At 38.5% G+C, this 26,112-nt stretch carries 23 protein-coding genes and 1 pseudogene; 14 read left to right on the plus strand and 10 right to left on the minus strand.

The window, feature by feature from the left end:
* Positions 1–376 precede the first annotated feature (376 nt).
* The 7 genes and pseudogenes from HRT96_RS05120 to HRT96_RS05150 all read right to left on the minus strand — a co-directional run bounded on the left by HRT96_RS05120 (position 377) and on the right by HRT96_RS05150 (position 10,790).
* Positions 377–3,655 (minus strand): annotated as a pseudogene (locus HRT96_RS05120) (DEAD/DEAH box helicase family protein).
* Between the two features lie 58 nt (positions 3,656–3,713).
* Entirely contained in the window at positions 3,714–4,466 is a 753-nt protein-coding gene (locus tag HRT96_RS05125; protein WP_293153147.1) for a hypothetical protein, read from the minus strand.
* Positions 4,467–4,468: 2 nt separating this feature from the next.
* Entirely contained in the window at positions 4,469–5,515 is a 1,047-nt protein-coding gene (locus tag HRT96_RS05130; RefSeq protein WP_293153150.1) for an AAA family ATPase, read from the minus strand.
* Complete coding sequence (locus tag HRT96_RS05135; RefSeq protein WP_293153153.1) at positions 5,508–6,635, minus strand: DUF262 domain-containing protein; 1,128 nt, start codon at positions 6,633–6,635, stop codon at positions 5,508–5,510. Before HRT96_RS05135 ends, HRT96_RS05130 begins: the two co-directional genes overlap by 8 nt.
* 76 nt (positions 6,636–6,711) lie before the next feature.
* Complete coding sequence (locus HRT96_RS05140; RefSeq protein ID WP_293153156.1) at positions 6,712–8,007, minus strand: restriction endonuclease subunit S; 1,296 nt, start codon at positions 8,005–8,007, stop codon at positions 6,712–6,714.
* Positions 8,007–10,349, minus strand: a complete 2,343-nt coding sequence (locus tag HRT96_RS05145) for a class I SAM-dependent DNA methyltransferase (RefSeq protein ID WP_293153159.1) — start codon at positions 10,347–10,349, stop codon at positions 8,007–8,009. Before HRT96_RS05145 ends, HRT96_RS05140 begins: the two co-directional genes overlap by 1 nt.
* A gap of 165 nt (positions 10,350–10,514) precedes the next feature.
* Positions 10,515–10,790, minus strand: a complete 276-nt coding sequence (locus HRT96_RS05150) for a hypothetical protein (RefSeq protein ID WP_293153162.1) — start codon at positions 10,788–10,790, stop codon at positions 10,515–10,517.
* Positions 10,791–11,131: 341 nt separating this feature from the next.
* On the opposite strand from HRT96_RS05150, the gene HRT96_RS05155 reads away from it, so the two are divergent.
* From HRT96_RS05155 to HRT96_RS05190, 8 genes are all read left to right on the plus strand, one after another.
* Positions 11,132–11,743, plus strand: a complete 612-nt coding sequence (locus HRT96_RS05155) for a recombinase family protein (protein WP_293153165.1) — start codon at positions 11,132–11,134, stop codon at positions 11,741–11,743.
* A gap of 320 nt (positions 11,744–12,063) precedes the next feature.
* The gene (locus tag HRT96_RS05160) at positions 12,064–13,038 is read left to right on the plus strand and encodes a hypothetical protein (protein WP_293153168.1); all 975 of its coding nucleotides are present in this window, start codon (positions 12,064–12,066) and stop codon (positions 13,036–13,038) included.
* Positions 13,039–13,057: 19 nt separating this feature from the next.
* Positions 13,058–13,402 (plus strand): STAS-like domain-containing protein, encoded by a 345-nt coding sequence (locus tag HRT96_RS05165; protein ID WP_293153170.1) that lies wholly within the window; start codon positions 13,058–13,060, stop codon positions 13,400–13,402.
* A 7-nt stretch (positions 13,403–13,409) separates the two neighbouring features.
* Positions 13,410–13,967: a hypothetical protein gene (locus HRT96_RS05170; RefSeq protein ID WP_293153172.1), complete on the plus strand. Its 558-nt coding sequence runs from the start codon at positions 13,410–13,412 to the stop codon at positions 13,965–13,967.
* A gap of 636 nt (positions 13,968–14,603) precedes the next feature.
* Positions 14,604–15,146, plus strand: coding sequence for a hypothetical protein (locus HRT96_RS05175; protein ID WP_293153174.1), 543 nt, complete (start codon positions 14,604–14,606; stop codon positions 15,144–15,146).
* A gap of 187 nt (positions 15,147–15,333) precedes the next feature.
* On the plus strand, positions 15,334–16,068 hold the full coding sequence (locus HRT96_RS05180) for a LuxR family transcriptional regulator (RefSeq protein ID WP_293153176.1): 735 nt from the start codon (positions 15,334–15,336) through the stop codon (positions 16,066–16,068).
* 165 nt (positions 16,069–16,233) lie between these two features.
* The gene (locus HRT96_RS05185; protein WP_293153178.1) at positions 16,234–17,169 is read left to right on the plus strand and encodes an NADP-dependent oxidoreductase; all 936 of its coding nucleotides are present in this window, start codon (positions 16,234–16,236) and stop codon (positions 17,167–17,169) included.
* 160 nt (positions 17,170–17,329) lie between these two features.
* Positions 17,330–18,229 carry a DMT family transporter gene (locus tag HRT96_RS05190; RefSeq protein WP_293153181.1) on the plus strand — a complete coding sequence of 300 codons (900 nt, stop codon included), beginning with the start codon at positions 17,330–17,332 and terminating at the stop codon, positions 18,227–18,229.
* A 191-nt stretch (positions 18,230–18,420) separates the two neighbouring features.
* Here the strand turns inward: HRT96_RS05190 and HRT96_RS05195 are convergent, their stop codons facing one another.
* Positions 18,421–19,275 carry a crotonase/enoyl-CoA hydratase family protein gene (locus HRT96_RS05195; RefSeq protein WP_293153184.1) on the minus strand — a complete coding sequence of 285 codons (855 nt, stop codon included), beginning with the start codon at positions 19,273–19,275 and terminating at the stop codon, positions 18,421–18,423.
* A gap of 311 nt (positions 19,276–19,586) precedes the next feature.
* Between HRT96_RS05195 and HRT96_RS05200 the strand changes: the two genes are divergently transcribed.
* The 6 genes from HRT96_RS05200 to HRT96_RS05225 all read left to right on the plus strand — a co-directional run bounded on the left by HRT96_RS05200 (position 19,587) and on the right by HRT96_RS05225 (position 24,956).
* Positions 19,587–20,495: a hypothetical protein gene (locus tag HRT96_RS05200; protein WP_293153187.1), complete on the plus strand. Its 909-nt coding sequence runs from the start codon at positions 19,587–19,589 to the stop codon at positions 20,493–20,495.
* Between the two features lie 110 nt (positions 20,496–20,605).
* Complete coding sequence (locus HRT96_RS05205) at positions 20,606–21,760, plus strand: DUF5692 family protein (RefSeq protein WP_293153190.1); 1,155 nt, start codon at positions 20,606–20,608, stop codon at positions 21,758–21,760.
* A gap of 366 nt (positions 21,761–22,126) precedes the next feature.
* The gene (locus HRT96_RS05210; RefSeq protein WP_293153193.1) at positions 22,127–23,032 is read left to right on the plus strand and encodes a hypothetical protein; all 906 of its coding nucleotides are present in this window, start codon (positions 22,127–22,129) and stop codon (positions 23,030–23,032) included.
* Positions 23,033–23,119: 87 nt separating this feature from the next.
* On the plus strand, positions 23,120–23,683 hold the full coding sequence (locus tag HRT96_RS05215) for a chalcone isomerase family protein (RefSeq protein WP_293137614.1): 564 nt from the start codon (positions 23,120–23,122) through the stop codon (positions 23,681–23,683).
* Positions 23,684–23,919: 236 nt separating this feature from the next.
* Positions 23,920–24,291 carry a hypothetical protein gene (locus HRT96_RS05220; protein ID WP_293153196.1) on the plus strand — a complete coding sequence of 124 codons (372 nt, stop codon included), beginning with the start codon at positions 23,920–23,922 and terminating at the stop codon, positions 24,289–24,291.
* A gap of 182 nt (positions 24,292–24,473) precedes the next feature.
* Positions 24,474–24,956 (plus strand): ATP synthase subunit I, encoded by a 483-nt coding sequence (locus HRT96_RS05225; RefSeq protein WP_293153199.1) that lies wholly within the window; start codon positions 24,474–24,476, stop codon positions 24,954–24,956.
* A 51-nt stretch (positions 24,957–25,007) separates the two neighbouring features.
* Here the strand turns inward: HRT96_RS05225 and HRT96_RS05230 are convergent, their stop codons facing one another.
* Positions 25,008–25,667 (minus strand): DUF2913 family protein, encoded by a 660-nt coding sequence (locus tag HRT96_RS05230; protein ID WP_293153202.1) that lies wholly within the window; start codon positions 25,665–25,667, stop codon positions 25,008–25,010.
* 17 nt (positions 25,668–25,684) lie between these two features.
* The gene (locus HRT96_RS05235; RefSeq protein WP_293144541.1) at positions 25,685–25,927 is read right to left on the minus strand and encodes a hypothetical protein; all 243 of its coding nucleotides are present in this window, start codon (positions 25,925–25,927) and stop codon (positions 25,685–25,687) included.
* Between the last annotated feature and the right edge of the window lie 185 nt (positions 25,928–26,112).

Raw genomic sequence — 26,112 nt, forward strand, 5'->3', positions numbered from 1 at the left:
CCTTTATTTACTTGGTTTCCTAGTTTTCTTGGAAAAATAAGATAAGTGTGATTACAGCATATACGAAAATATTAGAGATATGTAATTCTATATATTTTAATACAATAAATTACTAAGATAACTAGGAAAACCAGCCTACACCTAGCTTCTAACTAGGTTTTTACTAGAAATCTTATTGTTTACTAAGAAACTTCAATTTTTATCCCACTTTATCTTAACGGTAGCAATGCCCATGCTTAGTTTTTCAGCTGTTTGTTATTGGTTAAAACAAATTTATTTCAGTTGTAGTGAATAGCTTATGTACTCTGTTTAGTTAGTGTAATATTTGACTAAGCGGTCAATTAATACGTTCAAACCATTCCACCTACCTACATCACTATCCTTTCAACATATCAAACACGACTCTCGCAAATCCTTTGGCTAACTCAGGGTTAGACAGGTATTGCATCATCATCGCTTGCTGCGCATCATTACTATCCATAACAGCATCATCAATGGCTTGTGGGAAATCACCTAACATGGCTTGTTCTGATGTGTTGTTGGCAATTTGCGTCATCACAGCGTCGTTTTCAGTTAACTTGTCGCGTACGGTAAAGGCATAGTTAATCAGATCTTTGTCTGTCAGTTCATCGGTAATAAACAATTCATTTAAACGAGCAAGTATCTGCGACAAATATTCTTCTTTTTTATCTTTAGCCGTCGCAGAACCAACATCATTACTTGGCTCTAATTGGTATTCAGCGGCATCTTCTTTAAGCTGAATGTCTTGTTGGCGGATCTTAGACAAACGGTAATGGCTCATCACGACGTTATCAAGATCGACATCGTCTTGTTCCGTGACTTTTTCACGTAACAATGGGCGTAGAAAACGCGCATAAAGGCTCAGTTTTTCTAATTCTTTATCATCGTAATCAACGATCTGTGACATGAATTCATAGAATCGTGTGAAGCTGCCTAAATCCTTCTTAAATATTTCTAAGCGGCTTTTCTCTTTTAGACATTCTTTTAATGATGATTCAGCATTAGCCATTAACACAGCATCACCTGTTTTCTTAGTGCGCTCAAACATATCCTTGGCTTTAAGGAACTCTTCTACAGCTGAGCTGTATTGACTCTGCCAGCGTTCAACCGCAGGTCTACAGATATTACTGATTGCTGCGCCGCTTTTGTTTTTCACAAAAAAAGCTTCGCAGAACTGTTCGACTTCGCGCCATTGGAATATACGGCCTGTTTTTAACTTTTCAAATAACTCAAACACCAGATCGGGATTCGAAACATCCGCCAGTTCAGCGGTTTGATAGTAAGGCTGAAATGCCGCTAATATTTCATCGGGTTCGTTGAAGAAATCTAATACAAAGGTACCTGTCTCTGCTTTACCCGGATAAGTACGATTAAGGCGAGAAAGAGTTTGCACGCATTCAACACCACCGAGCTTTTTATCTACATACATAGCGCACAGCTTTGGTTGATCAAAACCAGTTTGGAATTTATTCGCCACCAGCATGACTTGATAATCATCACTATCAAATGCTTTACGCATATCTCGTTTTTTGAGATTTGGATTCATGTTCTTTTCGGTAAATTTCTGATCAAGCCATGCGCCACAATCAGGATCGTCCTCCGTGAATTCAACTTCCCCCGAAAAGGCCACCATAGCTTGAATATTGCTACCATTTTTCTTACCCGCACCCGCGGTGGATTCTGCTATGTATTTATCAAACGCCAGTTTGTAACGAACCGCTTCTTTACGTGAACTGGTCACGACCATGGCTTTTGCTTGCCCACCGAGTAAACCCATTACGTGGGTTTTGTAATGCTCAATAATGACTTTTACTTTCTGTGTAATATTGTACTCGTGCAAACGTACCCATTGGTTTAATTTCACCTTGGCGCGCTTACTGTCTACCTCATCATCAGCACTTTCTATCTTCTGTGCCAATTGATAAGCCACCTGATAGTTAGTGTAGTTTTTTAATACATCCAGAATGAAACCTTCTTCAATGGCCTGACGCATTGAATACACATGGTAAGCCTGTGGGAGGTTTGTCTTGGATGCTGGTAATTCAGGATTAGGTAAACGACCAAACAATTCAAGCGTCTTAGCTTTCGGTGTTGCGGTAAACGCATAGTAATTTAGATTGCCACTGCCTTTACGTGCAGCAATAGACGCATCAAGGATGTCTTCTGACGATAATACCGTGTCGTCATCCATCTCATCAGTCATTAGCACTTCTTTTAACTGACGCGCTGTAGAGCCGCTCTGTGATGAATGAGCTTCATCGGCAATCACTGCATAGTTACGCTCTTTTAGACAGGTGCTATTTTCAATGGCTCGCAGTACAAACGGGAATGTTTGTATCGTTACAATAATGATCGGCTGGGCGTTTTCCAGTGCTGCAGCTAGTTTTTCTGACTTAGAGCCGTCACCTTCTTTGTTGTTAATACGCCCGACTACACCGTCTGCATGTTCAAACTGATAGATGGTATCTTGTAGCTGGTCATCCAGTACCGTGCGGTCGGTAACAATGATCACGGAATGAAATTGTTTTTCGCCCTGTTCATCATACAAGGTAGATAACTAGTGTGCTGTCCATGCAATTGAGTTTGATTTACCTGAACCTGCACTGTGTTGAACCAAATATTTATTACCCGTTCCTTCGTCAATAGCGGCAGTGATTAATTTAGTCACTACATCCCATTGATGATAACGAGGAAAGATTAAGGTTTCTTTCTTGGATTTTAATCCTTCCCAGTTTTGTTTCTCTTCAATTTGTAAATGAACAAAACGACCGATAATGTTTAATAGGTTGGCAGGTAATAATACTTCGTTCCACAGGTAGTCTGTTGCGTAGCGGTTTAGGCTTTCGGCATTAGTCAGATCGGGAATATCATTGCCCTTACCACCTTCACTTGTGCCTTTGTTGAAAGGTAAGAAATACGTCTCAGCACCATCAAGTTTGGTTGCCATAAATACTTCGTACTGACTGACGGCGAAGTGCACTAATGCACCACGTTTGAAAGACAGTAATGGCTCAGGTTTTTTAGTTGCTGGATCTTTAGGTAAACGGGTTTGCTTGTATTGCTTAATTGCATTTTCAACCGCTTGTTTGAACTCTGATTTCAGCTCTAGGGTCGAAACAGGTAAACCGTTGACAAATAACACCAGATCAATACGCCAATTTTTGGCTTTCTTACCTGTTTCAGCTAAATGCGCGGCGGTGGCGTACGGGCTATAAACAAGTTCGGGGACGATACGACAGATGTTCTGTTGGTATCTTGCTAATGTATCTGGGTTTAAACCGTGCTCGGGTTTAAATTGGCACAGTGAAAAGCGGACGTTACGGATTTTTAAACCATGACGTAATACACCCAATGTACCGTAAGTACGCGATGCTTGGTCTGTGGCATTGATATCGGCTTTTTTAAGCTGCGATACTAATGCTTCTAAAAAGTGCTTATCTGACTCGACAGGGAATAACTTGCAGAACTTCTGCCATTCTTTGGCTTGAGTTTCTTTTACAAACGCCAGTGCATCTTGTTGGTATAAGGCGCTTTCTCGATGGTAGTGTTCGGGTGAACCAAGTTGCCAGCCATTTTCCACCATCTGCTCGATGATATTATCTTGAAAAACGCGTTCATTAGATTTATCTGACATCTTGGTACATCCTGACGTTTGTTATTATTGTTGTTTGCCGATTATGATGGGGTACTGATTATGTTATTTCACGGAAAACACAGGTGATTTCTTTAGGATTATGTTTCCATATATGATCGAAGCCACTCGATAGCATGATTTCTATTTTTGATGTCGGTGATTCGATTCTTAAGTAACGATCATGGCTATTAGCGTATAAGGTACTTGGTGAAACTGTCCAGTCTGCATGTATTCCTTTAACAAAAGCGGCGGTAATCTTAGTACTGTTCAAAGTGGCATTGACTGTCTGTGATGTTTCAACATATTCAATATTTAAATTATTTCGAGGTAAAATCGATAAAAATAACGCCCGTGTATTGCTCCAGTTCTGAGCAATATAGTTGTCACAAATCGTAACTTTTGTTGCATCAGCAGATACCATTTCAAGGTATTTACTCAGATCTGCTCTCGATTCAGCTGGTGATAAACTAATGGTAAGATTGTTCGCGGTAAAATTCGATTTTATATTCAGATAAGGTAGTTGAACATTTGTATCTGAAGTCAGAATAAATTTAAGACTTGTTGTCGCTGCTAGTGCAGGTAAATCATAATCCTTAGTAATAGAGCCAGCATAAATAGGCAGTAAACGATCGTAACAAGCAGCATTAAGACCTAGCACTTTAGCTCTAACCAACTGAGCTTTGTTTGTCTCATACGGTAAGATGAGTTTACTCATTAACTGCTTGTATTTTTTGTTATATCGACGAGGTTCTAGCGCATAGTTTTCATAAGCCACCAGCAACTCATCACTTAATACCATTTTTCCAGCCATGACTACCTCATGTCCATCAGGTCTGCAACTGAAGTATCAAAAAATCCGGTTGGAAAGCTAATTATATTATTTAACTGATCTGTGAATTGGCCATTTTCATCAATAATTAATTGCTGAAATTGCTCTCTGACATTTGCTTTGTATTGGATCACAACGTCACTTTCTGCAATTTTTTCATCATAAACCTGATAGCAAATCTTATTAATCAAATGCTCACAATGAGTTTCGATGATCAACTGAATGCCGCAGTTGGCGATAAAAGTGAAGAATACTCCTAACTGTGCTTGCGCTTGTGGGTGTAAATGAATCTCTGGGTTTTCGATAATAACCAAGTCGCCTTTCTTCGCTATTAGGCAAAGAATAATCACCTTAGATACATAGCTCATGCCTGCACCTAAATTAAGAGGTGATACAGGCCCCAAATCTTTATCTTGAAAATATACTTTTGCTTCAGAAGACGACTTAGCTTCAGTTTTTAGCTCTGTTTTCGTATCTGTAATATAACTTAGCCATCGTCCAACTTGATAATCAAGATCTTTTGACTCTCTATAAAAGCACATATCATCTGGAATGGGTTCATCTTTAACTCTATCAAAATGTCCAAAAATAAATTGTCCAGATATACCGACTTTAGACTGGGAAATTTGTGCATTTTCTTCAGGGCCCTGCCTATTAGCATTGAGATAGAATAACTCTGGAGAAACAATGTTATCCAATACATCTATGCGATAATCAGCTGGTCCTTCTGTTAAAATTTCTTCAGAGTCTGCATTCCACTTCAAAATACCTGTGTCGCTATTTAATTCAATTTGAATTTTTTTAGCATTGTTATATTTATTTCGAATATCTGAAAACGAATCTAAAAACTTTGTTAACATTTCCATTTTAAGTTGGTTTTCCAAACTAGAATGACGAATAGCTAACAATAAAGCCTGTATTACAGTTGATTTACCAGATGAGTTTATTCCGGTAATAACCGTTAGTGGCTTTAAATCCAAAGATTCACAACCGAGACTCTTAAAATCTAATATTTTTATTTTGTTAAGCATGTTTAATACTCTCTATAATCTCATTTGCAAATTGAGTTCTATTATATGAGTTAGAGACTGTTTTATTATCTGAAAACAACATCTTATTTGATTTAACTTGTATTTTATAGTCATCAACAATATCAACAATTCGGTCCTTCAGACCTTCTTCTATTTTTTTTCTGACATCATTGTTACTAAAAACATGAAGTATAATTTCAAAAAGAGATATTACAGTCCTAGAATTTGAGCCAATACTTTGGAAAGCTCTTTCACCTAAAGTAATAAACACATAATAGAAAGACCAAATCGTATGTAGCCTTAGCTGTTCAATAAATTGATCATCACAACCATTTAAGAACTTCATCACATGTGAATGTAATTCGTTAATATCATTAGAAAAATCATCATTAACATGAATAAAACCTGTTGAATACAAATAAAAAGATAAAAATCTCAATATCATATATTCTTTTTGCATCCGACTTGAGTCATGCTTCGCAATACCAAAATAAGAAACCCTCTCATCAGAAGCTATAGACTGTAATAGCTTGGTAGATTTCCCTTGATGTAGTGCATGCCGCATTTCTTGTTGATTTAATTGAGTTCCACCTCTATTAATACGATCAAATATATAGAACTTCACATTATCAGGCGTTGGAGGCTTCACAACATATATTTGAAGCTGACAGTCTTCAATTCTTGCTTGAAGAATAGGGGGAAGTTGATTAAAACTTTTCCCTATATATTCTGGCAACAATTTTAATTTTGATAGCGTAAACTTCCCACTAATATAATCATGCAACGCTGTAAGCCTTTGTTTACCATCAATAATCTGCTTTTCACCTAACTCATTCTCAAATAGATACAGCATTGGTATTGGTATTTCTAACAAAATTGTCTCAATTAGCTCTGATCGCTGCAAGTCGCTCCAAACACTATATCGCTGAAAATCAGGACTAATATTGATTCTTCGTTTTTCTATATGTCTAACTATCTCAAAGACACTATATTGCTCTTTTACAATACGGATAGATGTATCACTAAGCGTTCCATAAGATTCGGCGCAACTTTCAATCGCATCCGCAATCTCAATGTCATCTTGCAAATCTTGAGGAGGTAAAAAAGGTCTATTAGGCATATTTGAACCGTATTGTTGTAAAGGCTTTTAACTAAAGCAATTATTGCACATTGTATAAACTGTCGTAAGCATTAAATTATGACCAATCTCGAACGTCTATCTTGCCTGTTACAGCTGCGGAGATTAAAGCAGTGCGGCGTTCTTGCATTAATGCTATAGCATCCTGAGCCTTTTTAACTAAACAATTAAATAGTTCAAGTTGCTGCATAACAAACTCTACAATATTATTTTGCTCTGATTTAGGTGGCAAGGAAAATCTGAAACCTATAACTGCACTTTTAGTTATATTATTAGCCATACCTTCAGCACCACTAATCGTCCTCTCAATATTTCGTCTCATATATGAAGATCGCATTAATAATGAGAAAAACTCTCCATTAATTTGAGGCGTTAAATGTAATCTAAATATCTTATCTGATAATAAAATTTTAGGTGGCGTTTCATAAACGTACGCAACAGAGCCAATTAAGTTAATAGAGCCACTAGCTCGTGACATTAATACATCACCAATTTTCACCTCATATGCAGGAAAAGGTGTAATAAAATTAGGCAGTGCTTTATTTTGTGAATAGTCATATTCAGCATTATTAACACAGCTAGTTTTTAATACTCCCCATTCATTATATTCAGATACACGATTTTCACACTCTGGACTTTTACCTTGTTCCATTAACTTAAGTATTCTACGAATTTGAAGCACATCCCAATGCTCAGGCACGTCCCCCAACCACTTAACACCCGAGTCTTTCATCGGTGCTTGCGGATTGAGCCCTTTGGTCACGGCATGGCTAATCACCGCCTGACGTTTTTCTTTAAGCAACTTGATAAGCTGTTGTTGCTTGTCGATGAGCGTGTCTATTTTGGCTGTTTCGTGATCGAGGAAATTAACTATTATTTCTTGTTCAATTAACAATGGTAACGAAAATTCGAAATTTAAGAACTGAGGCAATCGAAGAGAATCAACTGTAGATTTAGCATTTCCAGCGAGTGCTACTTTATAAAAATTTGAAGATAAATAATAATATACAAATCTCCCTGTCACTAGATTGAATTCACTTAACATATAGACGCGTTGATGATAATCAAACTTACCTTTATAGTAATGATAAACTTTACCAACCCCAACGCCATCTCCAGCAGTCAGAACTGCCTCACAGTCCGAACCAACGCTATTAATTCGCTCGACAGTTTGAGATCGAACAAAAAAAGGATACTTCCCATTATCAATAGCGTTAACCGTATCTTTTGTACCAGTTTGAACGCTACAAATATATTTTAATCTTTTTATACTCCAATCTCGTGGAACATCACCCAACCACTCAACTCCAGAGTCTTTATACTCTGGATATGCTTGATACTTAGATTCAGCCATTACGAATGCACCTCTTGCAGTAGCTTCATAATATCCGCACTCACCGCATCCAAATCACTGTCAATCGCTTCCAGTGCGCGTGGCGGTTGATAAACATAAAAGTGACGGTTAAACGGGATCTCATACCCCACGATACCAATTTCTTCATCTTTTTCATCACGCTTATCGGCATTAATCCAAGCATCAGCAACATGCGGGGCGACTTCTTTGGCAAAATAGGTTTCAATCAAGGTCGCAGTATCCACACTTGGATCCAGTGCTACGTTTTCGTTATCACGTAAGTCACCGTCTTGCTGGAACTCAACAACTTTGCCTTTATATTCAAACGCACCGTAAACTGGGTTAGCCGTTATTTTCAGTACTTTTTTAATTACGGGTTCAGCGTTTTGATTCGTCCACTTAATAGCATCAATAAACTGTTTCTTTTCTTTAGTATCAAGCTTAACATCTGTGGCTTTTAATGCCGCTTTAAGCGTTAAGTCAAACAGGTTAAAGTCGTCACACTGTTCATGCCCGATATGACCTTGTAATAACGTTGCTTTGTCCATTAATGATTTTTGGAACAACCATACCTTCTCACTTAACAGGTCTTTTATTTGTTTTTCTTTCAGCTCAGGGAAATCGGCTTTAACAATCGCTCTGACTTGTACTTCGACAGCGGTTAAATCACCGTATTTATCGGCATCGTTATCAACTGTCCAATCACTACCAAACTCGTCAAACAATCTCACCATTGGTGCGTTAAACGGTTTAGGTGCAAAACGTAATCCAGCTACCTTGTCATCTGTGATTGATGTTGATAAACGTAATGGGTGTTCAATAGTAAGTCGGCGGTAACCAAAATCAGTGGTATTAAAGATCTTACTTGCGAATGTCTTAGGCGCTTCTACTTTCGCAGTAGCTGATTGACGACCTCGGTTGCTCTTTTGCTCCGCTGGTTTGTCTAAACCTAAAGCTTCAAGTGTTGTAGCATCAACTACTTTAAACGCACCAAACGTACGAGTGATGAGCTTAATATCTGCTGCACTCATTAGATTACGTTTAGAGCCTAATGACTTACGCATCTTGCCATATAGGTTAGAACCATCTATCAATTGTACCTTGCCTTTACGCTCCGCAGACTTCTTGTTAGACAACACCCACACATACGTGGCAATACCTGTGTTGTAAAACATATCCGTTGGCAATGCGACTATGGTTTCAAGTAAATCAGCTTCAAGAATATAACGACGAATTTCACTTTCACCACTGCCTGCACCACCGGTAAACAATGGCGAGCCGTTTAAGATAATACCAATACGACCGCCAGCTTCTTGCGATGAAGCGTCACGCATTTTGCTAATCAAATGCATCAAGAACAATAACGAACCATCAGACACGCGTGGTAAACCCGCACCAAAGCGCCCATCAAAGCCTTTCAAAGTATTTTCGTCTTTAATCGTGGCTTCGATTTTCTTCCAATCCACACCAAATGGTGGGTTAGATAACATGTAATCAAATTTGTCGTTAGATAGTTGATCGTTAGACAAGGTATTACCCAGTTTAATACGGGTAACGTCTTGGCCTTTAATCAACATATCCGCTTTACAGATTGCATAAGATTCAGGGTTTAGTTCTTGACCAAAGGCGCGAATTACCGCTTTAGGGTTGATCTCATGTACGTATTCCATACCTGATGATAAGAAACCACCGGTTCCCGCTGTTGGGTCATAAATAGTACGGATAATGCCGTCTTTGCTGAGTGCGTCATCATCTTCCATGAAGACTAAAGACGTAGTGAGACGGACGATATCCCTTGGGGTAAAGTGCTCACCCGCCGTTTCGTTTGAGCCTTCGGCAAAACGTCTGATCAATTCTTCAAATACTATCCCCATATCATGATTAGAGATTGCCGCAGGGCTTAGGTCTGTAGTGGCAAACTTCTTCACTACTTTATACAGTAAGTTCGCTTCGTTTAATGAGCCAACAAATTCATCAAACTTAAAGTGTTCAAACACCTCACGCGCATCGGCTGAAAAGCTCTGCACATATTGCTCAAGATTGGCTTTAATATCACTTTGCCCCATCTTGCTTAGATTCATTGGTGAGGTATTAAAGAAAGATAATCCTGCCGCACGTAACAACATTTTCTCCTGCGCTGCTTCTGGCAGGTTCATCGCTTGTACTTTTTCGTTTTGCGCTAATACATTCGCTTTGCTTGTTTCAAGCACACACTCTAAACGGCGTAATAAAGTAAAAGGTAAAATAATACGTCCATATTGTGATTGTTTAAAATCACCACGGAGAAGATCAGCGACAGACCAGATGAAAGCAGCTGTTTGCGAGAAGTTTGAAGTCGTCATGTTGGCATCGTTATTGATTGGAAGTGGGTCCAATATTACACTAATTTGTGTTTGGGATTACGCAGAAAATCAAATAAACAGAGAATTGCTCAAGCTATAGGCGAGATATTGAAGCTAGCTTATTAAAGTCAGCTTCAATATGGCTTAGTTGCATCTAGATAAAGCTCAATTCATTAATTGAATAAGGACATAAAAAACACAGAGTGTCGCTCCTGCAAAGAAGCCAATAATTGGCTTAGCCGTACTCGCAGCTAGCTTTCCATATCGACTGCCAGTTAATAACTCTGGTACTCGAAAGACCTCTGCATAAGCAAGGTGAGCATTAACAGAGGCTAATGCTGTTCCGATAAATGCCACCAGCGCAATATTCAAATAAAAATCATATTCTTGTGTTTTAAAATAGTCACTTGCTAGCGCTACCGTAATAGCAGCAAATGTCATTGATAAAACCGACATGTTTTTAAAAAATTCGGCCATTTGTTTATAGTGTTAGGCCATATCTTTTTCTATATTTGAATCTTTCATATTCATTTCCCTTAATATTAATTTCCGATTGAAGCCACTTTCATTTAAATGGCATCAATATGATAAAGGAATAATATATAGAAATGTGAAACTGCTGATTTTCGAAATCTGTCTAGTGTTAAAAAATACCAGTTCATTATGAGTATGCTTCAACGAAACCAGCCGCACACTTCTATAATTTAGTTTCATTTAAGATTGACACCACCCTAACAAAACCACAACAATGAAACCACTCAAACGAAACCATGGACGATATTATGTTTATCCGATGCTATCTACGCGCTTCCACACAAGAACAATCAGCAGAACGAGCAAAAGAAGAAGTTGCCGCTTTTATTAAACAGCACGATCATAAAATCGCTGGCTTCTATATTGAGAATGAAAGTGGTACTAAAGCTGAACGGCCAGAACTGGAACGTCTGATCAATGATTCACATAATGGTGACGTATTAGTTATTGAAAAAATGGACCGATTAACCCGCCTACCTTATCAGCAATGGCAAACTCTAAAATCGCGAATTCAAGAAAAGGGCTTAACTATTGTTGTTGTCGACCAACCTATGACTCACCAAGCTCTTGCGGCATGCCAACCCGAGTTATCAGCAATACAGCAAGCGCTAACGAGTTTTATGCTAGATCTTGGCGCTGCGATGGCGCGTGATGATTATGAGACAAGGCAGAAGCGTCAAAAACAGGGAATAGCGAAAGCTAAAGAGGAAGGAAAATACAAAGGTAAGCAGATTAATACTGAGTTACATAAAAATATTAAAACCATGCTTACTGCTGGATTGAGCTATACCGATATACAAAATGCGCTTGGTTGCTCTAGGGCTACTATTGCACGGGTTAAGAGCTTGAGCAAAAAATAAGTTCCATCCGTCAGTGCTGACATAGTAATAGTCATCAATTCATTACAATATATTAAATTCATCTTCAAGGCACTATATACGGTTTAAACATTTGAATATAATAGCTTAAATGTTACAGTGACGTATACCCATAAAGGCTCAGCTGGATTGTACTCAATAAAGTTAGTGCATACCGATAATTTGACAAAATAAAAATTAAAGGTATCGACATAATCCTAACAAAGTAAGGCATGGTAGACAGCAGTTTATAATATCAAGAATAACGGGTGTTAAATAAATAGTACCGCCAACCATGTTTTAATACCGAGAGATATGGCTTAATGATTACTGAGAATCTGTTCCTAAAAAAGTTTAATCTACAAGCTCAACAACCTGCTCCTATAGAAATAAGTATTCCTTCTGTACGAGATACTAAAGATGGGTTTTATAATCTTTGGCATCGCTTATTCTTTGTTGAGTGGGATGTTTCAAAAAAATACCATATAACCCTTACTTTTAGTTCATGCAACTATGCCGGTGTTAATCTTACAGCTTTACTAGGTGCATTCGTCTGTTTTGTACGACGGAAATTGACTAATAGTCAAATTCACATTGAAACTAAGACAATGAATTCACAGGTATATTTAAAGCTTAAAAATATGGAGTTATTATCTACATTCGCTCAATACGATGTGCCTGGTTATAATGTAAAAACAGATGACATTATTCCTTATCGTGAGTTTTTAGCTTCAACGAAAGAAGATGAAGTTTTATCTTATCTAGAACGTGATTGGTTAGGGAAAAACAGGCTAAATTTTTCAGAAGATGTAAAAAATTCTGTTCTTAGCTCCCTATGGGAAATCTATGCTAATGCGTTTGAACATAGTAATACGTTTCAGGTTAACTGCTGTGGCTCCTATGACAGCAAAAATAATACATTAACTCTACTTGTTGGGGATTCAGGAAGAGGTATAGTAAATTGTATTAAAGAATATCTAGACAGTGATATACCCTCTACTGAAGCATTAAAATGGGCTTTAATTAAAGGTAATTCCACATATACTGCAAATCTACGAGAAACTGGTGAAACTCAACCTAGAGGTTTAGGCTTTCATCTCTTAACTCAGCTTGTTGATTTGAATGGTGGGTCAATGGAAATATACACTGATAACATTTATTACTTAAGACATGAACAAAAAGATCTGTATGACACGATCTCATATTCAATCAAAGGAAGCTGGATTAGATTGACATTACAGTGTAAAAAAGACGTATTATATTATTTTACTAATGAAAAAATTCCAGAGTACTTCTAAATAACTTTAGGATATTAAAATGACAATTCAAGTAACAAGCCTTATCGGTAAAACGGCTGTATCTCGTGAAAGCGGCCTTAAGCTTAAAAGTGCTATAGATGATTTACTTTCACAAGGAAACATTGTTGAAATTGATTTCGAAGGAATTCAGTTTTACGCATCTCCATTTTTCAATACTGTAATTGCCCCATACTTAGGAAAAATGTCACTAGGTGAAATGAAAGAACGCTTTATTTTTCATAATCTTACACCTGTAGGACGTAACTTGCTTAACCAAGTGATACATAATGCAATTGACTTTTATTCAAAATCTGAAGAAGAGCAGAAACGAATTGAAGATAGTGTTAATAATGGCTTAGATTGAGGTTAAAATGAGTTCAATAAATATTAGTTCTTCAAAATTCCCTCAAAATGAAAAAGTTTTTTTGGATACAAATGTTTTATATTGGTTAACGTTTGCCAGTGCTAGATCTTTACCCTCTACATTAAAACCAAGTGCATACCAATTAGAAGAATATCCTGCACTATTTCAGGCTGTTATTGAAAAAAATAATCAATTGATCTACTCCCATTATTCAATTCCGGAACTGGTCAATATTATCGTAAATGTTGAATCATCTCTGAGTGGTTGTGGCAAACGACACGAAAAGAAAAAGTGGCTACGTAAGGGTGGTCGACAGATAATAGTAAGCGAAATGAAAACAATTATTGAAACACTAGAGTCTTGGGGAGCAACACCACTTGGCCCGATACCACCTTTAGATGCAACTCAATACATGGACAGATATGCTAATGTATATCTGGATGGCTATGATCTATTTATTGAGAATGAGCTTTCAACAAACAATATCAAATATATTTTAACTGATGATATTGATTTTTTAAGTGTTAATAGCCTCGATGTCATCACCGCTAATAGAAATGCTTAATTAAATAGGAGTTTATTAACTCCTATTTAATAGTAACTAATTACAGCACAAGCAATCAAGTTAATTGGTGCTGTTATCCAAAGTATTCCAATCCAAAAAGTTATAGCCCCGCGCTTAACGAACTTTTAACCGTAGTCGTAGAAACCTGCCGCCTGCCGATGATTCAAGATAGATAGCGATCTTAGTCGAATACTTAATTTAGAATAAAGCCAGTTACGATTTGTAATTAAACTGGCTTAGCTCAACAATAACATGCACTACAATCAACATAGGACAAATGGATGTGGCATATTGAAGTTATATGGTAGAATAAACTGTATCTAAGCGATAAGTCGACTATCAAGGTTGTAAATAAAATTATTTTTATTTCATGACAAATTCGTTTTGTACCACCAGATGTACCATTGATAGTAATGACAACCGCATCAGTCCTTATCTATCAGTAGTTTACAAGCGACTGGAGACTGCCTCCGTCCCGCCATCAAACTACATTGAGATGCTAACGCATCTTTTTTTGTACCTGAAATTCAGTAAAACCAATAATACCACCATTGTTCTTTGTATCTTTTCTTAGATGAATTAATATTAACGTAGCAGATATCTTTCATTTTTAAATTTTCGTACGTAGGTAAAAAATTGAGTAAAAATAACGAATCAAATTTAGTTGCCGGTCGAGAATGTGGAGAATGCACAGCATGCTGCGTTGTACTTCAGATTGATGATGAAAATTTTAAAAAGCCTGCCGATCAAGTCTGTAAAAATTTAATGGAAAAAGGTGGCTGTAAGATCTATACCAAAAGGCCTTCGGTATGCCAAGACTGGCATTGTGCATGGCGATTCATGCCGCAGTTAGATGAGAGCTGGAGACCGGATCTATCAGGGATCATGGTGCGTTCAGATGAGAATGGTATTATTTTCCAACCGATTCACGATCCTAAAACCGTATTAATTACAGCACAAGCAATCGAGTTGATTGGCGGCGGTGTAGCCCAAGGCATTCCTATGTCTATGTCTATTCCTATTAAGCAAGGTTATCGTAGTTATAGCACTGCGCTTAATGAACCTTTAGCGACGGCTGTAGAAGCAAGAAGTCTGCCGATGATCCAGGATAAGATGCTGGAACTGATTGAATTTTCACTCGCACAAAATACCGCTATAATTCCAATCATCGAGGGTTGAAGTGGCGTAGTATACATGGCCATTTTTTATTTTAGGGGTTACTTAGTCATGCATACTAAGTAATCCCTGAAAGTTGTTAGTTTTTTGTTACTAACCCTGTCTTTTATCGTGTTTATTATCTTACAAAGTAATATAGTTAGTGTAATCAAATTAAGCACTAATCACTGTTAATGATAGGGACATCATTATGAAAGACAAAAATAAGCTGATTAAGATCTTAGATATTGCTGATACTTGTATCAGAGCAAACAGTAATTCGGATTCTATATCGGATATTCTGACGAAAATCAATGAACTGATCCCCTTTCAAGCAGCCACTATTGCTATCGATACAAATATAGAATTTGCTTTAACGGCAAAACAACAAATTTTCACTCAAAACCTCAGTGAGGAGTGGCAGGAAATTTACTTTCAGCGTAAGTTTTTCAATCAAGATCCAATACTAAGCGCTATTGCAAATACCACATCGGCTGTCGACTGGCGTACAGCGACGAGTCAAGCTAACTATATAAGCGACGATTTTAAACAAATGTCGCAAAAATATGTTGGTAGTGACGGTCTTTCTATACTGGTTAAAACGGATGTTGGTTCGACCTTGATCTCTTTAGTTATACCGAAAAACAGTCTGGACGCAGAACAAAACCAGTTAATTGAATATATTGCACCTCATATTCATGAAGTATTTAATCGTCAGGGGGAAAACATACGTAAAAGTTTATGGAAGCCCAATTTGTCAAACCGTGAATTAGAAGTACTTAACTGGGCTAAAGAAGGTAAAAGTAATTGGGATACATCACTGATTTTAGCTATTTCAGAACGTACTGTTAAATTTCATTTCTCTAATATTTTCAAAAAACTAGAGGTTGTAAATCGCTCTCAAGCAATAGCTAGGGCAATTCATTTTGGTTTAGTTTCCGTTTAATCATACCAAGTCTATTACACTTGTAAGGCCTCACTTTTCCCACAGGGATGAACATCATTTATAAATAATCCCCTTGCCTGACTTAAAGGACAGGTGTCTGATAATCCATAACAACATAATATTTACCCACTGAGATTAATTAACATAAACCAATGGGGAAATACTATGAAAACCAATCCACTAATGAAAGCAGTTCGTATCCATGAATATGGCGGACAACACACATTACGTACCGAACAAATCACCTTACCTGAAATCACAGCCGACGAAGTATTAATTGAAGTGGTTAATACCAGCGTAAATCCAGTTGACTGGAAAGTACGTGAAGGTTGGTTGGCTGATGAAGATTTACACCAATTACCGTTAACCTTAGGCTGGGATATCGCAGGCCGAATTTCCCAAGTTGGTGAGAATATCAATAACTTCAAGGTAGGTGACGAAGTTTATTCTTTCAGTGATCTTACTCGTGACGGGGCCTATGCCGAGTTTGTAGCTGTGGATGCAAGTGCCGTATCTTATAAACCAAAAAACATTAGTTTTGCGCAAGCTGCAGCGGTTCCGTTGACGTCATTAACGGCATGGCAGGCAATCTATGAGGTGTCGCAACTCAGCGCAGGTGATTCGGTATTGATACATGGTGCCAGTGGCGGTGTAGGCAGTTTTGCAGTTCAATTTGCCAAGCAATTAGGCGCTAAGGTTACAGCGGTAGCTTCTGCGGCTAATCATGATTATTTACGTGAACTTGGCGCCGATAATGTGGTGGATTACAAAACACCTAATTATCTTACAACCCTTGCAACCTTTGATGTAGTTTTCGATATCGTTGATAACGATGTTGCTGGTATTTATGACAAAGTTAACGCCAAAGGAAAATATATTGCCACCTTAAAAGAGCACGATATCCCTGAACAATTTACTTTTGAACATGCCCGCGTCATGGTGATGCCTAACGGTGAACATCTGACAAAAATCGGCGCCTTAATCGACAATAATGAAATCCAGGTACCTGCGATTTCAGAAATGCCGTTTGATCAGATTGCTCAGGCACATGCACTTTCTGAAACAGAACATGTACGCGGAAAAATCGTTATCAATATCTAATGCCTTAATATGGCAAAAGAAAACGCGGTTACAACAAAATGATATTTATGGGCGGCCAATTTTCGGCCAACCCTATCTGCAATTAGTATAAGGAAGTACGATGAAGCGTTATCTATTTCCCAGTAACGGCTTACCCGCAACCAACTAAAGGATATTTAACATGAAAAGCATATTAATGTTGATCGCCTGTGGCGTCATTTGGGGATCTCAGTACGTTTTTAATGCGGTTGCTATAGGAGAGATTGATGTCATTTGGATCGCCGCATTTCGATCAGGTATTGGCGCTCTATTCCTGATTCTGATTTGTTACATGCTTAAATTGAAGCGTTCTCCTGGTAACTGGCCACTTATCATTTTAATTGGTCTACTTGAGGCGACCTTGCCATTTTTACTGGTAGCCTGGGGACAGCAAACAACCCCGTCGGCATTTGCTGCGGTGATCACTGGTACTAATCCTCTGATAACTTTATTACTGGCCCCTGTGGTTTTAGCGGGCACGAGGATGACACTTAAAGCAGTCGTTTGTAGTTTGATCGGTTTTAGCGGGTTATTATATTTGTTCTGGCCACAGCTACAACATCAGGGATTGACAGATTTTTCTGGTTCTATCGCAATATTAATTGCCGCGGCAAGTTTTTCCTTGAGTTTACTTCTCGTAAAACGCTTGCAGCATTTACATCCGATTGTTTTAGCAAGAGATGTTATCGCAGTTTCCGCTATACAATTAATCCCTATGGCGTTGATTTGGGGAACCATGCCAACAGTAATGCCAAGTACTGCCAGTATCGGATCGGTATTGTACCTCGGGGTATTTTGTGGTGGCTTAGTTTATGTGCTCTTTATGACGCTGATTATGAATAAAGGGCCAACTTTCGCTTCTTTTAGTAATTATTTAGTACCAACAGTCGGGGTCTTGTTGTCTATGTTAGTGGCTGATACCGGATTAGATAACAGGATATTCATCAGTTTACTCATTATCATCAGTTCTATTTATCTATACCAGTTGGACTCCCCCTTTGCTGGAAAAAGCACTTTATCTAAAATTCATGAGAACAAATGACGTTACAAGTCAAAGATATAGGGGTAATTATCGGTAGTAAACAGGGGGAGCGCTCTCTTTATATTATCGACCCTAATGGCGATGAAATTAAAATAGCCTCTAGACCAATCCCCTTGGATTATAGTTTTTGAGGCTTTTTAAATACCACTGGTTAAATGCTGATACAGTCTCTAGCTCTTAGCTATCAACTCTTAACTATCAAACAACCCAGTCACTTTACGTAACGGTTTTAACGCCGGTATTTTACGCTGCGCCTTCGCCTGTAAGATCGTAATGGTTTCTTCTAAACACAGCATGCCTGCTTGCCAAGTTGCCATATATTTCAAGCTGTCATCGACACCATGATCACGACTGTAATTAAGCATCTCTTTGCTGCCGGTCACTGCCAGTGGTGAATGTGCCGCAATTTGACTGGCGATCTGTAATACCCCATCCAACATAGCTTCTTGGGTGTCAAACACTTGATTAACTAGGCCAAATTTCTCTGCTTCAGCAGCACTAAAATTACGCCCTGTGTAGGCGAGCTCACGTACAATACCTTGCGGTAAAATACTCGGTAAACGCTGCAATGTGCCGAGGTCAGCAGTAATGCCTAACTCCACTTCTTTAATGGTAAAGAACGCATCTGCCGTGCAATAACGCATGTCTGATGCCGCAGCTAAATCCAGCGCACCACCAATACAACCACCTTGAATCGCCGTTAATACCGGTACCCGTAATTGCTCAAGATCAGTAAATACTTGTTGTAACTGCATAACAAAACGGCGCATCGCCTCACTGACTCTGGCTTTATCTTTCCCCATAGGGAAGTTATCAGGGCTTTGGAATACTTCCAAATCCATGCCAGCGCAGAAATGTGGACCTTGCGCCGAAATCACCAACACACGTAAATCATCACTCATAGAAAGTGCGGCGATAGCCGTTGGAAATTCACGCCAAAAATCCAGGTTCATTGAATTCAATTTATCCGGTCGACTAAATTGTAGATGCGCGACACTATTTTCAACAGTTAGCGTAAAGGTATTGTAAGTAGATGCTATTTCCATTTTCTTCCATTCCTTGATAATGATTACTTTATGCTAGCAAAATGAATCGCGGTCAACATTATCTTTATACGACATATTATTATCTGTATCTCACAGCTAAAAATAGAATAAATGAGACCTCAACCACACACCCACCCAAATATAGCCAGTTAGGGTTAATTAAATCATAATTTTGATCTGGATCACTTAAAAAACACCCCCAAATGGCTATCATTGCCACAGGTTAGAGCTATTGCTCTAAATAATTATTAATCAGACCTGAACTAGATAAAGATAGTTCAAATATTTAAATAAAAACTACTGGAGGCTTTATGAACATTCCTGTTTGGCAATATGTTGTATCGATGAGTATATACATAATATTCTTATTACTCATGGTCGAGGGCATGCGTCGTACACCACGATTAACCACTGCTTTTTGGATTTTATCTCTGTGTACAGCGCCGCTATGGGCTGACAATCTTGACGGTTGGTTCCGTTGGGTTAAAACCGTAAGTGTACTGATCCCAACGGCTATCATCGTTGGTGGTGCGCGGATCGCGTGGTTATATCATGATAACCCGAATAAATTCTTGTCGTTCTTCCGCGGCGACTGGGTGTTAAAAGTACTTTACATGGTTCTGTTCCTGAATATCGCCGAAGCAACAGCCAAAGATTTTGCCACCGCAAACTACTTCAATGCAATTTGTGGTGCGATCCTGTGTATTACGATTCCGTTCCCACGTTACAAAAATGGTCAGCGTCTATATTGGGTTGTCGGTAAAGACAAGACAAATGATGTACTGTTCTTTTCAACCGCGGCGTGGAACTTCCTATACACAACATGGAACCTTGCATTCGTATTTGGTGAAAACCCGGGCTTCTTTGCGAGTTCATTCTGTATCCTAATGGCAGCTGAATTGTATCCTGTCATCAAGGGTCGTCCAGAATTATACATCACAGCTCGAATATTCACACTAGCCTTCCACATCCTGGTGCGTGCTAACGGTGATATCTTCACACCAATTATGGACTCTTCAAGCTGGGCTAACGATACATTCCTGTATTTCTGGGGTGCGGTCAACTTGGCACTACACGTTCCATACGCTATTTGGTACTTCAATAAAAAACGTAATAACCCAACGGGCGAGCCGCCTTGTGGTGATAACCAACCATTACTTAGTGACTACGCAGGTACTGAATTAAACCCAACCCCAGAAGGAAAACTAGCCAGATCTTGATTATATAAATGATAAGAATCAATAAATAGCGTCCACTGGATGGGCGCTATTCCAGAATCCTAATTGTAGAGAGCAGTATAATAATGAGAAACAGGATTAACTCACTGTTTATGGCAATGTTTACATTGCTACTGATGTTCGGTGCTAGCGGCGCAAACGCTACCACAATCAATAATGATATGACTTACGTTACCGATATTACAAATACGGTTTGGCAAGGTACACGTGACGGTAAACCAGGCGAAGGCAGTTTGCTGTATCGTTTAGAGTTTTCGGATAACAATCAAGTACAAGTGATCAAGCAATCGGGTGGTTTTAACCACAGTGAGCAACAGACTTGGCGTCAACAAGAGAATCGCATCATCATTACGAGTTATGCCAACTCTAAAATAAAAGATTTTGACGGCGCAACACTCACATTTTATGCTGATGAACGCGTTAGTTTTAGTCTCGATGGCGATTCATTTATCATTCACAAATGGCATCAATACCGTTCTTATGCCCACGTTATCTTTGTGTTACTTGGTTTAATGCTACTTAACGAATTATGCCGCCGCGTAGTATGGAGTAACTACTTACTGTTCTTCATCTTACCGATTGTACTTATTCCGCTATGGACTAGCTACGATGTAACCTACTGGTTCAAATGGATAAAACTATATTCAGTAGTCGGTGCAGCCGCATTATTCACGCTGATCAGGTTTACCAAAATAGGGAACATGAAACTGGCTAAATTTGGTGCCGCCGCATTCCTCGCCATTAATATTTCCGAAGCCGTAATGCAAGACTTCAGTATGGGGAATACTGCAAATATATTAAATGCGATTGGCGGTATCTTATCCATTATCACCTTGACTGGCTGGCTCAGCATTCAGGCAGATAAGAGTAAAGAGCGAGACATGGTCTGGCCTGCAATGACAACGTTCTGGATCATTGCTTATGATGTGTGGAATATTGTATTTGTTTACTTAAACTTCCCTGGTTCTGCCACAGCCCAATTGATGGTACTGATATCTGCCACGCTGCCAGCGTTGTTCATCAAAAAAGGCACCTGGTTACAAGCCCGCGCATTTACATTAGCTGGGTCATTTATGTATTACTTCTCAAACCCTGCCATGTTCGAAAGTAATGTAGTAATGATGCCGCGTAATGATGAATTAATGCTGGCGGCAGGTGCTGCAAGTTTCATTATCAACAGTATTTACGCTTACATGTTCTTTAGCAAGAAGTTACAACAGCGTCGTTTAAATAACGCCACTGGGTAACCACAAAGCAATAAAGCACTAAAGCACAATGACCTTGATCCGTTCACACAGTGCAAGTGAGCGGATTAGGAACGTGACACCATAAATTAAATTATTAATTTTACCGTGACATAAAAAAACAGAATTTTACGCTGGTTCTCACTTTTTTAAATTAATTACTCATAAAGTGATACTTAATTTTATCAGTGTGATCATCTTCACTAAATAAATTTACACAACGCTTATTATACTCACAAGTTAGAGTTAACACTCTAAATACTAAATGGAATAAATAAAGACGTCATATTGAACCTTGGATTGTAGCCAGATGATATGACATCGAATTGTCATTTTTATATAAATTAAAACAATATAACGGAGTAAATTATGAAAAAAGGTATCTTAACTCTTGCAGTGTTAGCATCTTTTTCGTCAATGGCTGTGATTGCAGAAGAAGCAAAAACAGATGGCCCAGATATGGCTGACCCGACAGCGGTTTATGCTTATGCTGGTTTGGCTTATGGTAACAAAGGCCTTGATTTTGAAGCCATGGCGGTCCTAACTAAAACTGATACCCAACGCAGTGGTTTTATCTTCGAAGCGAAAGATATTCTTGATGATGATAAAGAGACATCGTCTATAACTGGTCGTGATGTTTCTAGCCGTAACTTCCGTTTACGCTACGGCAGTATCAACACCACCAATGGCCTAGGTGGTTTTGCCGATATTGTGGCGGCTGAACATCCGTTTTTCGGTAACATGGTGGTTGCACAAGCGGGTCCAGTAGCCACAATCCCAATTGGTGATGACCTTTATATTTGGCCAATGCTGTTGGTTGGTGGTGTAGTCGCAGAAGATAATTCAGCTCAGAATCTAGGTTTTGCAATTGATAAAACAAAAGCTGACATTGCAAAAGCAAAAGCAGCCGGCGATGCTGATACAGTAAAGAAATTATCAATAGCTCTTGCTTCATTAATGAGCCAAGAAGCTGTAACAACAACTAGTTCAGAAGGCATGGATTGGATGGCTACAACCGGTACCGCGATGGCATACATTCGTTACCAGCCACATGAAGATTTCTTTGCGCTAGGTAGCATTCGTTATACCACATCGCTTTCAGGTAAAGAATGGGATGCCGACGTCAAAGATGGCGGTTTACAAATGGCGTCTACCGCTTGGGATCTCAAGCTTGGTTATTACCTCACCAAAACACAAACTATCACATTGTTCTATGGCGGTGACAATACCAAAGCTGACGATAAATACAGCCTTGGTTACAAATTCGCATTCTAATTTAAGTTAAACAAAGGCTAGATCTGCATTTATCCGAGATATAGCCTTATAACATAGCCAGGTAAAATTACATTCAGGAAGAATTCAATGAAAAAATCGGCTTTAGTATTAAGTACCCTATTAATGATGAGCAGCGGTGCCATGGCTGCAACAGACATCGCAGGTGTAAGCGTACCAGACAGTATTACGCCACAAGGAGAAAGCTTACAATTTAACGGTGCGGGTATCCGCAGTAAATTTTTTATTGATTTATACGTCGGTTCATTATTTACCCACGAAAAAATGAACCAAGGTGATATGGTCATCAATAGTGATAAAGCCGTGGCTATTCGCTTAAATATCACCTCAAATATGATCACGTCAGAAAAAATGATCAACGCAATGAAGGAAGGTTTCGAACGTGCCACCACAGGGCAAAGCAAAAACTTAGATACCAAAATAAAATCTTTTATTGATACCTTTGCAGATCCCATTAAAAAAGGGGATCAATTTACACTACTGAGTGTGCCTGGCGAAGGCTTGATAAACTATAAAAATGGCGAGTTTATGTCGATCACATCAGGTGAAGACTTTAGAAAAACAGTACTTGCTATCTGGTTAGGCGATAAACCAACAGATGATGACTTAAAAGAAGAAATGCTCGATATATAGTTCGCCAAAAATGTCGACTGCCTATCCCTACTTGGCGGTCGTCATGCATCCCCCCTAAAAAATCGTCATACCTCCTCTATAAATAAATCACCATACAGATCGCATAAAGGAATCAATACCATGATTGGGATAAAAGCCAATCTCAATGCGTTGAGATTATACTTTTTTTTACGTTATTGTCGTTTGTCTCAGGGATCTACAGTTTTGTAAAATGGTACAACCATGATCATCAAGCGATGATCATCACCTCCCTCTTTTTGATCTGTGCCGAACTGATTGCGTCGCTGGTATTACGCTTATTTAAAACCACCAATCTAGCCCTACATATCGGCTTTGTTGGTATGGTTGTTAACGCTTTAAACCTAATTTATCAGACCGGTGGGGTGATTCTTTCTCCGCAAGCATTCTGGATCCCACTGCTTATTATTTCATTTTTCCTCACCGCAAGCTTAACCATGGCAATATGCTGGAGTGGCATTGTGATTGCCATTACAGCTTGGATGTTAAACCAATCATTACATAACACCGAACTGCCGATAAAACCAGTCAGATATCGGAATCAGTCGCAACTCAAGGCACGCAGCTATCACAACAAGTTATCATTTTAAAAACACTCGCCGATGATCTAAATTCAGTAATGGAATTATCATAATGATAATAAGCAGTTAGCTGTAAACATTATTTCTTTACGGTATTTTACATAGCGTAAGCAAAGATTTGCTATGCATAGATATATAGAAAAAGGTAAAATAGCGGTCGTATAATTTATTTAATCGAGTTGGAGGGTAAGTTGTTAACACCACATAATGCATATGAATTAGCCATCAGAAGTTATGCACTAAAACTAATTTTAGGTCAGTTGTTGTTGGTAATATTTATTGTTTCTGCAACTTACCTGGGGACAGACCATAAGACTACACGCTCGGCAGCATTGGGGGGGATGATCTTCTTGGTACCACAATATATCTTTACCCGACTATCATTTTTATATATCGGGTCTAGCAGCATTATGCGAGCCAATACGTTCATGATCCTCGGTCATGCTTGTAAATTTGCACTTATATTTCTGTTGTTTAGCGTAATATTACCATTACCTGACATCCAACATTTCAATCTTTTTATCACTTTTGTGATCGTCATGTTTTCGCAAATATTTAGTTTATTGAAACCATTACCAGAACAGTATCCAGCTAAGTTAGCATTATCAAGCAAGGCAGTAGTAGTAGAAGAGAACCAAAGTGTCGATATCGAAGCAGGTAAACAAGGTATTTAATAGCAAAAGCATACAGGGATAATCAAGATCATCCCTGTATTACAGGCTAAATTAGTCTGCTAACGTCGGTAAAATAGCTAATTTTTTAGCGTGGTTAAACGGACGTAATATATAACGGTTGTGGCGTTTCACGATAGAGCGATTCGTCGAGCCAAACACCAAATAACCGTGTGAGAACATTTTATCAATAAATGCCAAATCACCATGACGAATAAACACTGACAGCGGGCTTTCCAATACCCCGTCGGTATCAGAGAAAGCACGGTCATAGACTTCAGCACAGATCACCAGCGAATTTTCGCCACTTGAGCTTAATTTAAACTTATCCGTCACATTGCTTTCAGTTTCAATCAACCAACCTTCATTATCCAGTTCAGTTAAGATATCTTCTAAAACAAACTGGGTTAGATTTTTATATTCCAGTTCGCAGATCTGGGTATAGACACGTTCAATTTTTTCGAAACGTTGTTTGAAAGCAGCCTTTGGCCCTAATGTGCGACTTTCTTGCAACCAAATTTTTAAGTCACCCGCTAAGATAATATCAAAACGCTTTTCTTTTAACGCAGTAATGATCCAATTACCCAAAAAATGCGTTTCTGAAACGGGATTTTGTAAGCTACGCTTTTCTGCTTGCGCATCAGCTAACGCGGTTAAGCCTTCTCTAACGAGCTTTAACATATTAACGTTATATGACTTTTCTTGTTCAGACATGTGTGTACCTCAGGTTATTAACCAGTAAATATTGTGCTCAAGGACACATTATTGAAACCTGCATACGATATATAGGCACCAAAACCGATTGGTAGGATGACATAAATGAGTGAGTAGATGGTAAAACCGATTGGTCGGCCTAACGCTTTTTTCATAAAGTCTAAACGTGCTTTTTGATGTTTAGCTTTAGCACGAGTCAACGCAATATAGCTGCCATGGCACAGCATAAATAGACCTAAGGCCAATGTATAAAAATCCATAAAACTACCTTTATAAAAACGACAAACAATAATGAGGGGGATCCTAACAAGAATTAAGATTATCGCAATGTACTTTTTTGATATTAAATTGTGATAATTTTGTGATAACTCCCAATCTAATCACAGCTATAGTATAGACAAGACCTAGCACACAGCTTGCTAGACATACTTAACGACAGTGGATT

The sequence above is a fragment of the Moritella sp. genome (assembly GCF_013215705.1).
Lineage (GTDB): Bacteria > Pseudomonadota > Gammaproteobacteria > Enterobacterales > Moritellaceae > Moritella.

Coding starts and splice junctions, on each gene's coding strand:
- HRT96_RS05220 (WP_293153196.1), top strand. CDS start 23,920: ATGATCATCACCTCCCTCTTTTTGATCTGTGCCGAACTGATTGCGTCG.
- HRT96_RS05230 (WP_293153202.1), bottom strand. CDS start 25,667: ATGTCTGAACAAGAAAAGTCATATAACGTTAATATGTTAAAGCTCGTT.
- HRT96_RS05180 (WP_293153176.1), top strand. CDS start 15,334: ATGAAAGACAAAAATAAGCTGATTAAGATCTTAGATATTGCTGATACT.
- HRT96_RS05150 (WP_293153162.1), bottom strand. CDS start 10,790: ATGACATTTGCTGCTATTACGGTAGCGCTAGCAAGTGACTATTTTAAA.
- HRT96_RS05195 (WP_293153184.1), bottom strand. CDS start 19,275: ATGGAAATAGCATCTACTTACAATACCTTTACGCTAACTGTTGAAAAT.
- HRT96_RS05215 (WP_293137614.1), top strand. CDS start 23,120: ATGAAAAAATCGGCTTTAGTATTAAGTACCCTATTAATGATGAGCAGC.
- HRT96_RS05200 (WP_293153187.1), top strand. CDS start 19,587: ATGAACATTCCTGTTTGGCAATATGTTGTATCGATGAGTATATACATA.
- HRT96_RS05185 (WP_293153178.1), top strand. CDS start 16,234: ATGAAAACCAATCCACTAATGAAAGCAGTTCGTATCCATGAATATGGC.
- HRT96_RS05160 (WP_293153168.1), top strand. CDS start 12,064: ATGATTACTGAGAATCTGTTCCTAAAAAAGTTTAATCTACAAGCTCAA.
- HRT96_RS05165 (WP_293153170.1), top strand. CDS start 13,058: ATGACAATTCAAGTAACAAGCCTTATCGGTAAAACGGCTGTATCTCGT.
- HRT96_RS05140 (WP_293153156.1), bottom strand. CDS start 8,007: ATGGCTGAATCTAAGTATCAAGCATATCCAGAGTATAAAGACTCTGGA.
- HRT96_RS05235 (WP_293144541.1), bottom strand. CDS start 25,927: ATGGATTTTTATACATTGGCCTTAGGTCTATTTATGCTGTGCCATGGC.
- HRT96_RS05190 (WP_293153181.1), top strand. CDS start 17,330: ATGAAAAGCATATTAATGTTGATCGCCTGTGGCGTCATTTGGGGATCT.
- HRT96_RS05130 (WP_293153150.1), bottom strand. CDS start 5,515: ATGCTTAACAAAATAAAAATATTAGATTTTAAGAGTCTCGGTTGTGAA.
- HRT96_RS05135 (WP_293153153.1), bottom strand. CDS start 6,635: ATGCCTAATAGACCTTTTTTACCTCCTCAAGATTTGCAAGATGACATT.
- HRT96_RS05125 (WP_293153147.1), bottom strand. CDS start 4,466: ATGGCTGGAAAAATGGTATTAAGTGATGAGTTGCTGGTGGCTTATGAA.
- HRT96_RS05145 (WP_293153159.1), bottom strand. CDS start 10,349: ATGACGACTTCAAACTTCTCGCAAACAGCTGCTTTCATCTGGTCTGTC.
- HRT96_RS05155 (WP_293153165.1), top strand. CDS start 11,132: ATGTTTATCCGATGCTATCTACGCGCTTCCACACAAGAACAATCAGCA.
- HRT96_RS05170 (WP_293153172.1), top strand. CDS start 13,410: ATGAGTTCAATAAATATTAGTTCTTCAAAATTCCCTCAAAATGAAAAA.
- HRT96_RS05205 (WP_293153190.1), top strand. CDS start 20,606: ATGGCAATGTTTACATTGCTACTGATGTTCGGTGCTAGCGGCGCAAAC.
- HRT96_RS05210 (WP_293153193.1), top strand. CDS start 22,127: ATGAAAAAAGGTATCTTAACTCTTGCAGTGTTAGCATCTTTTTCGTCA.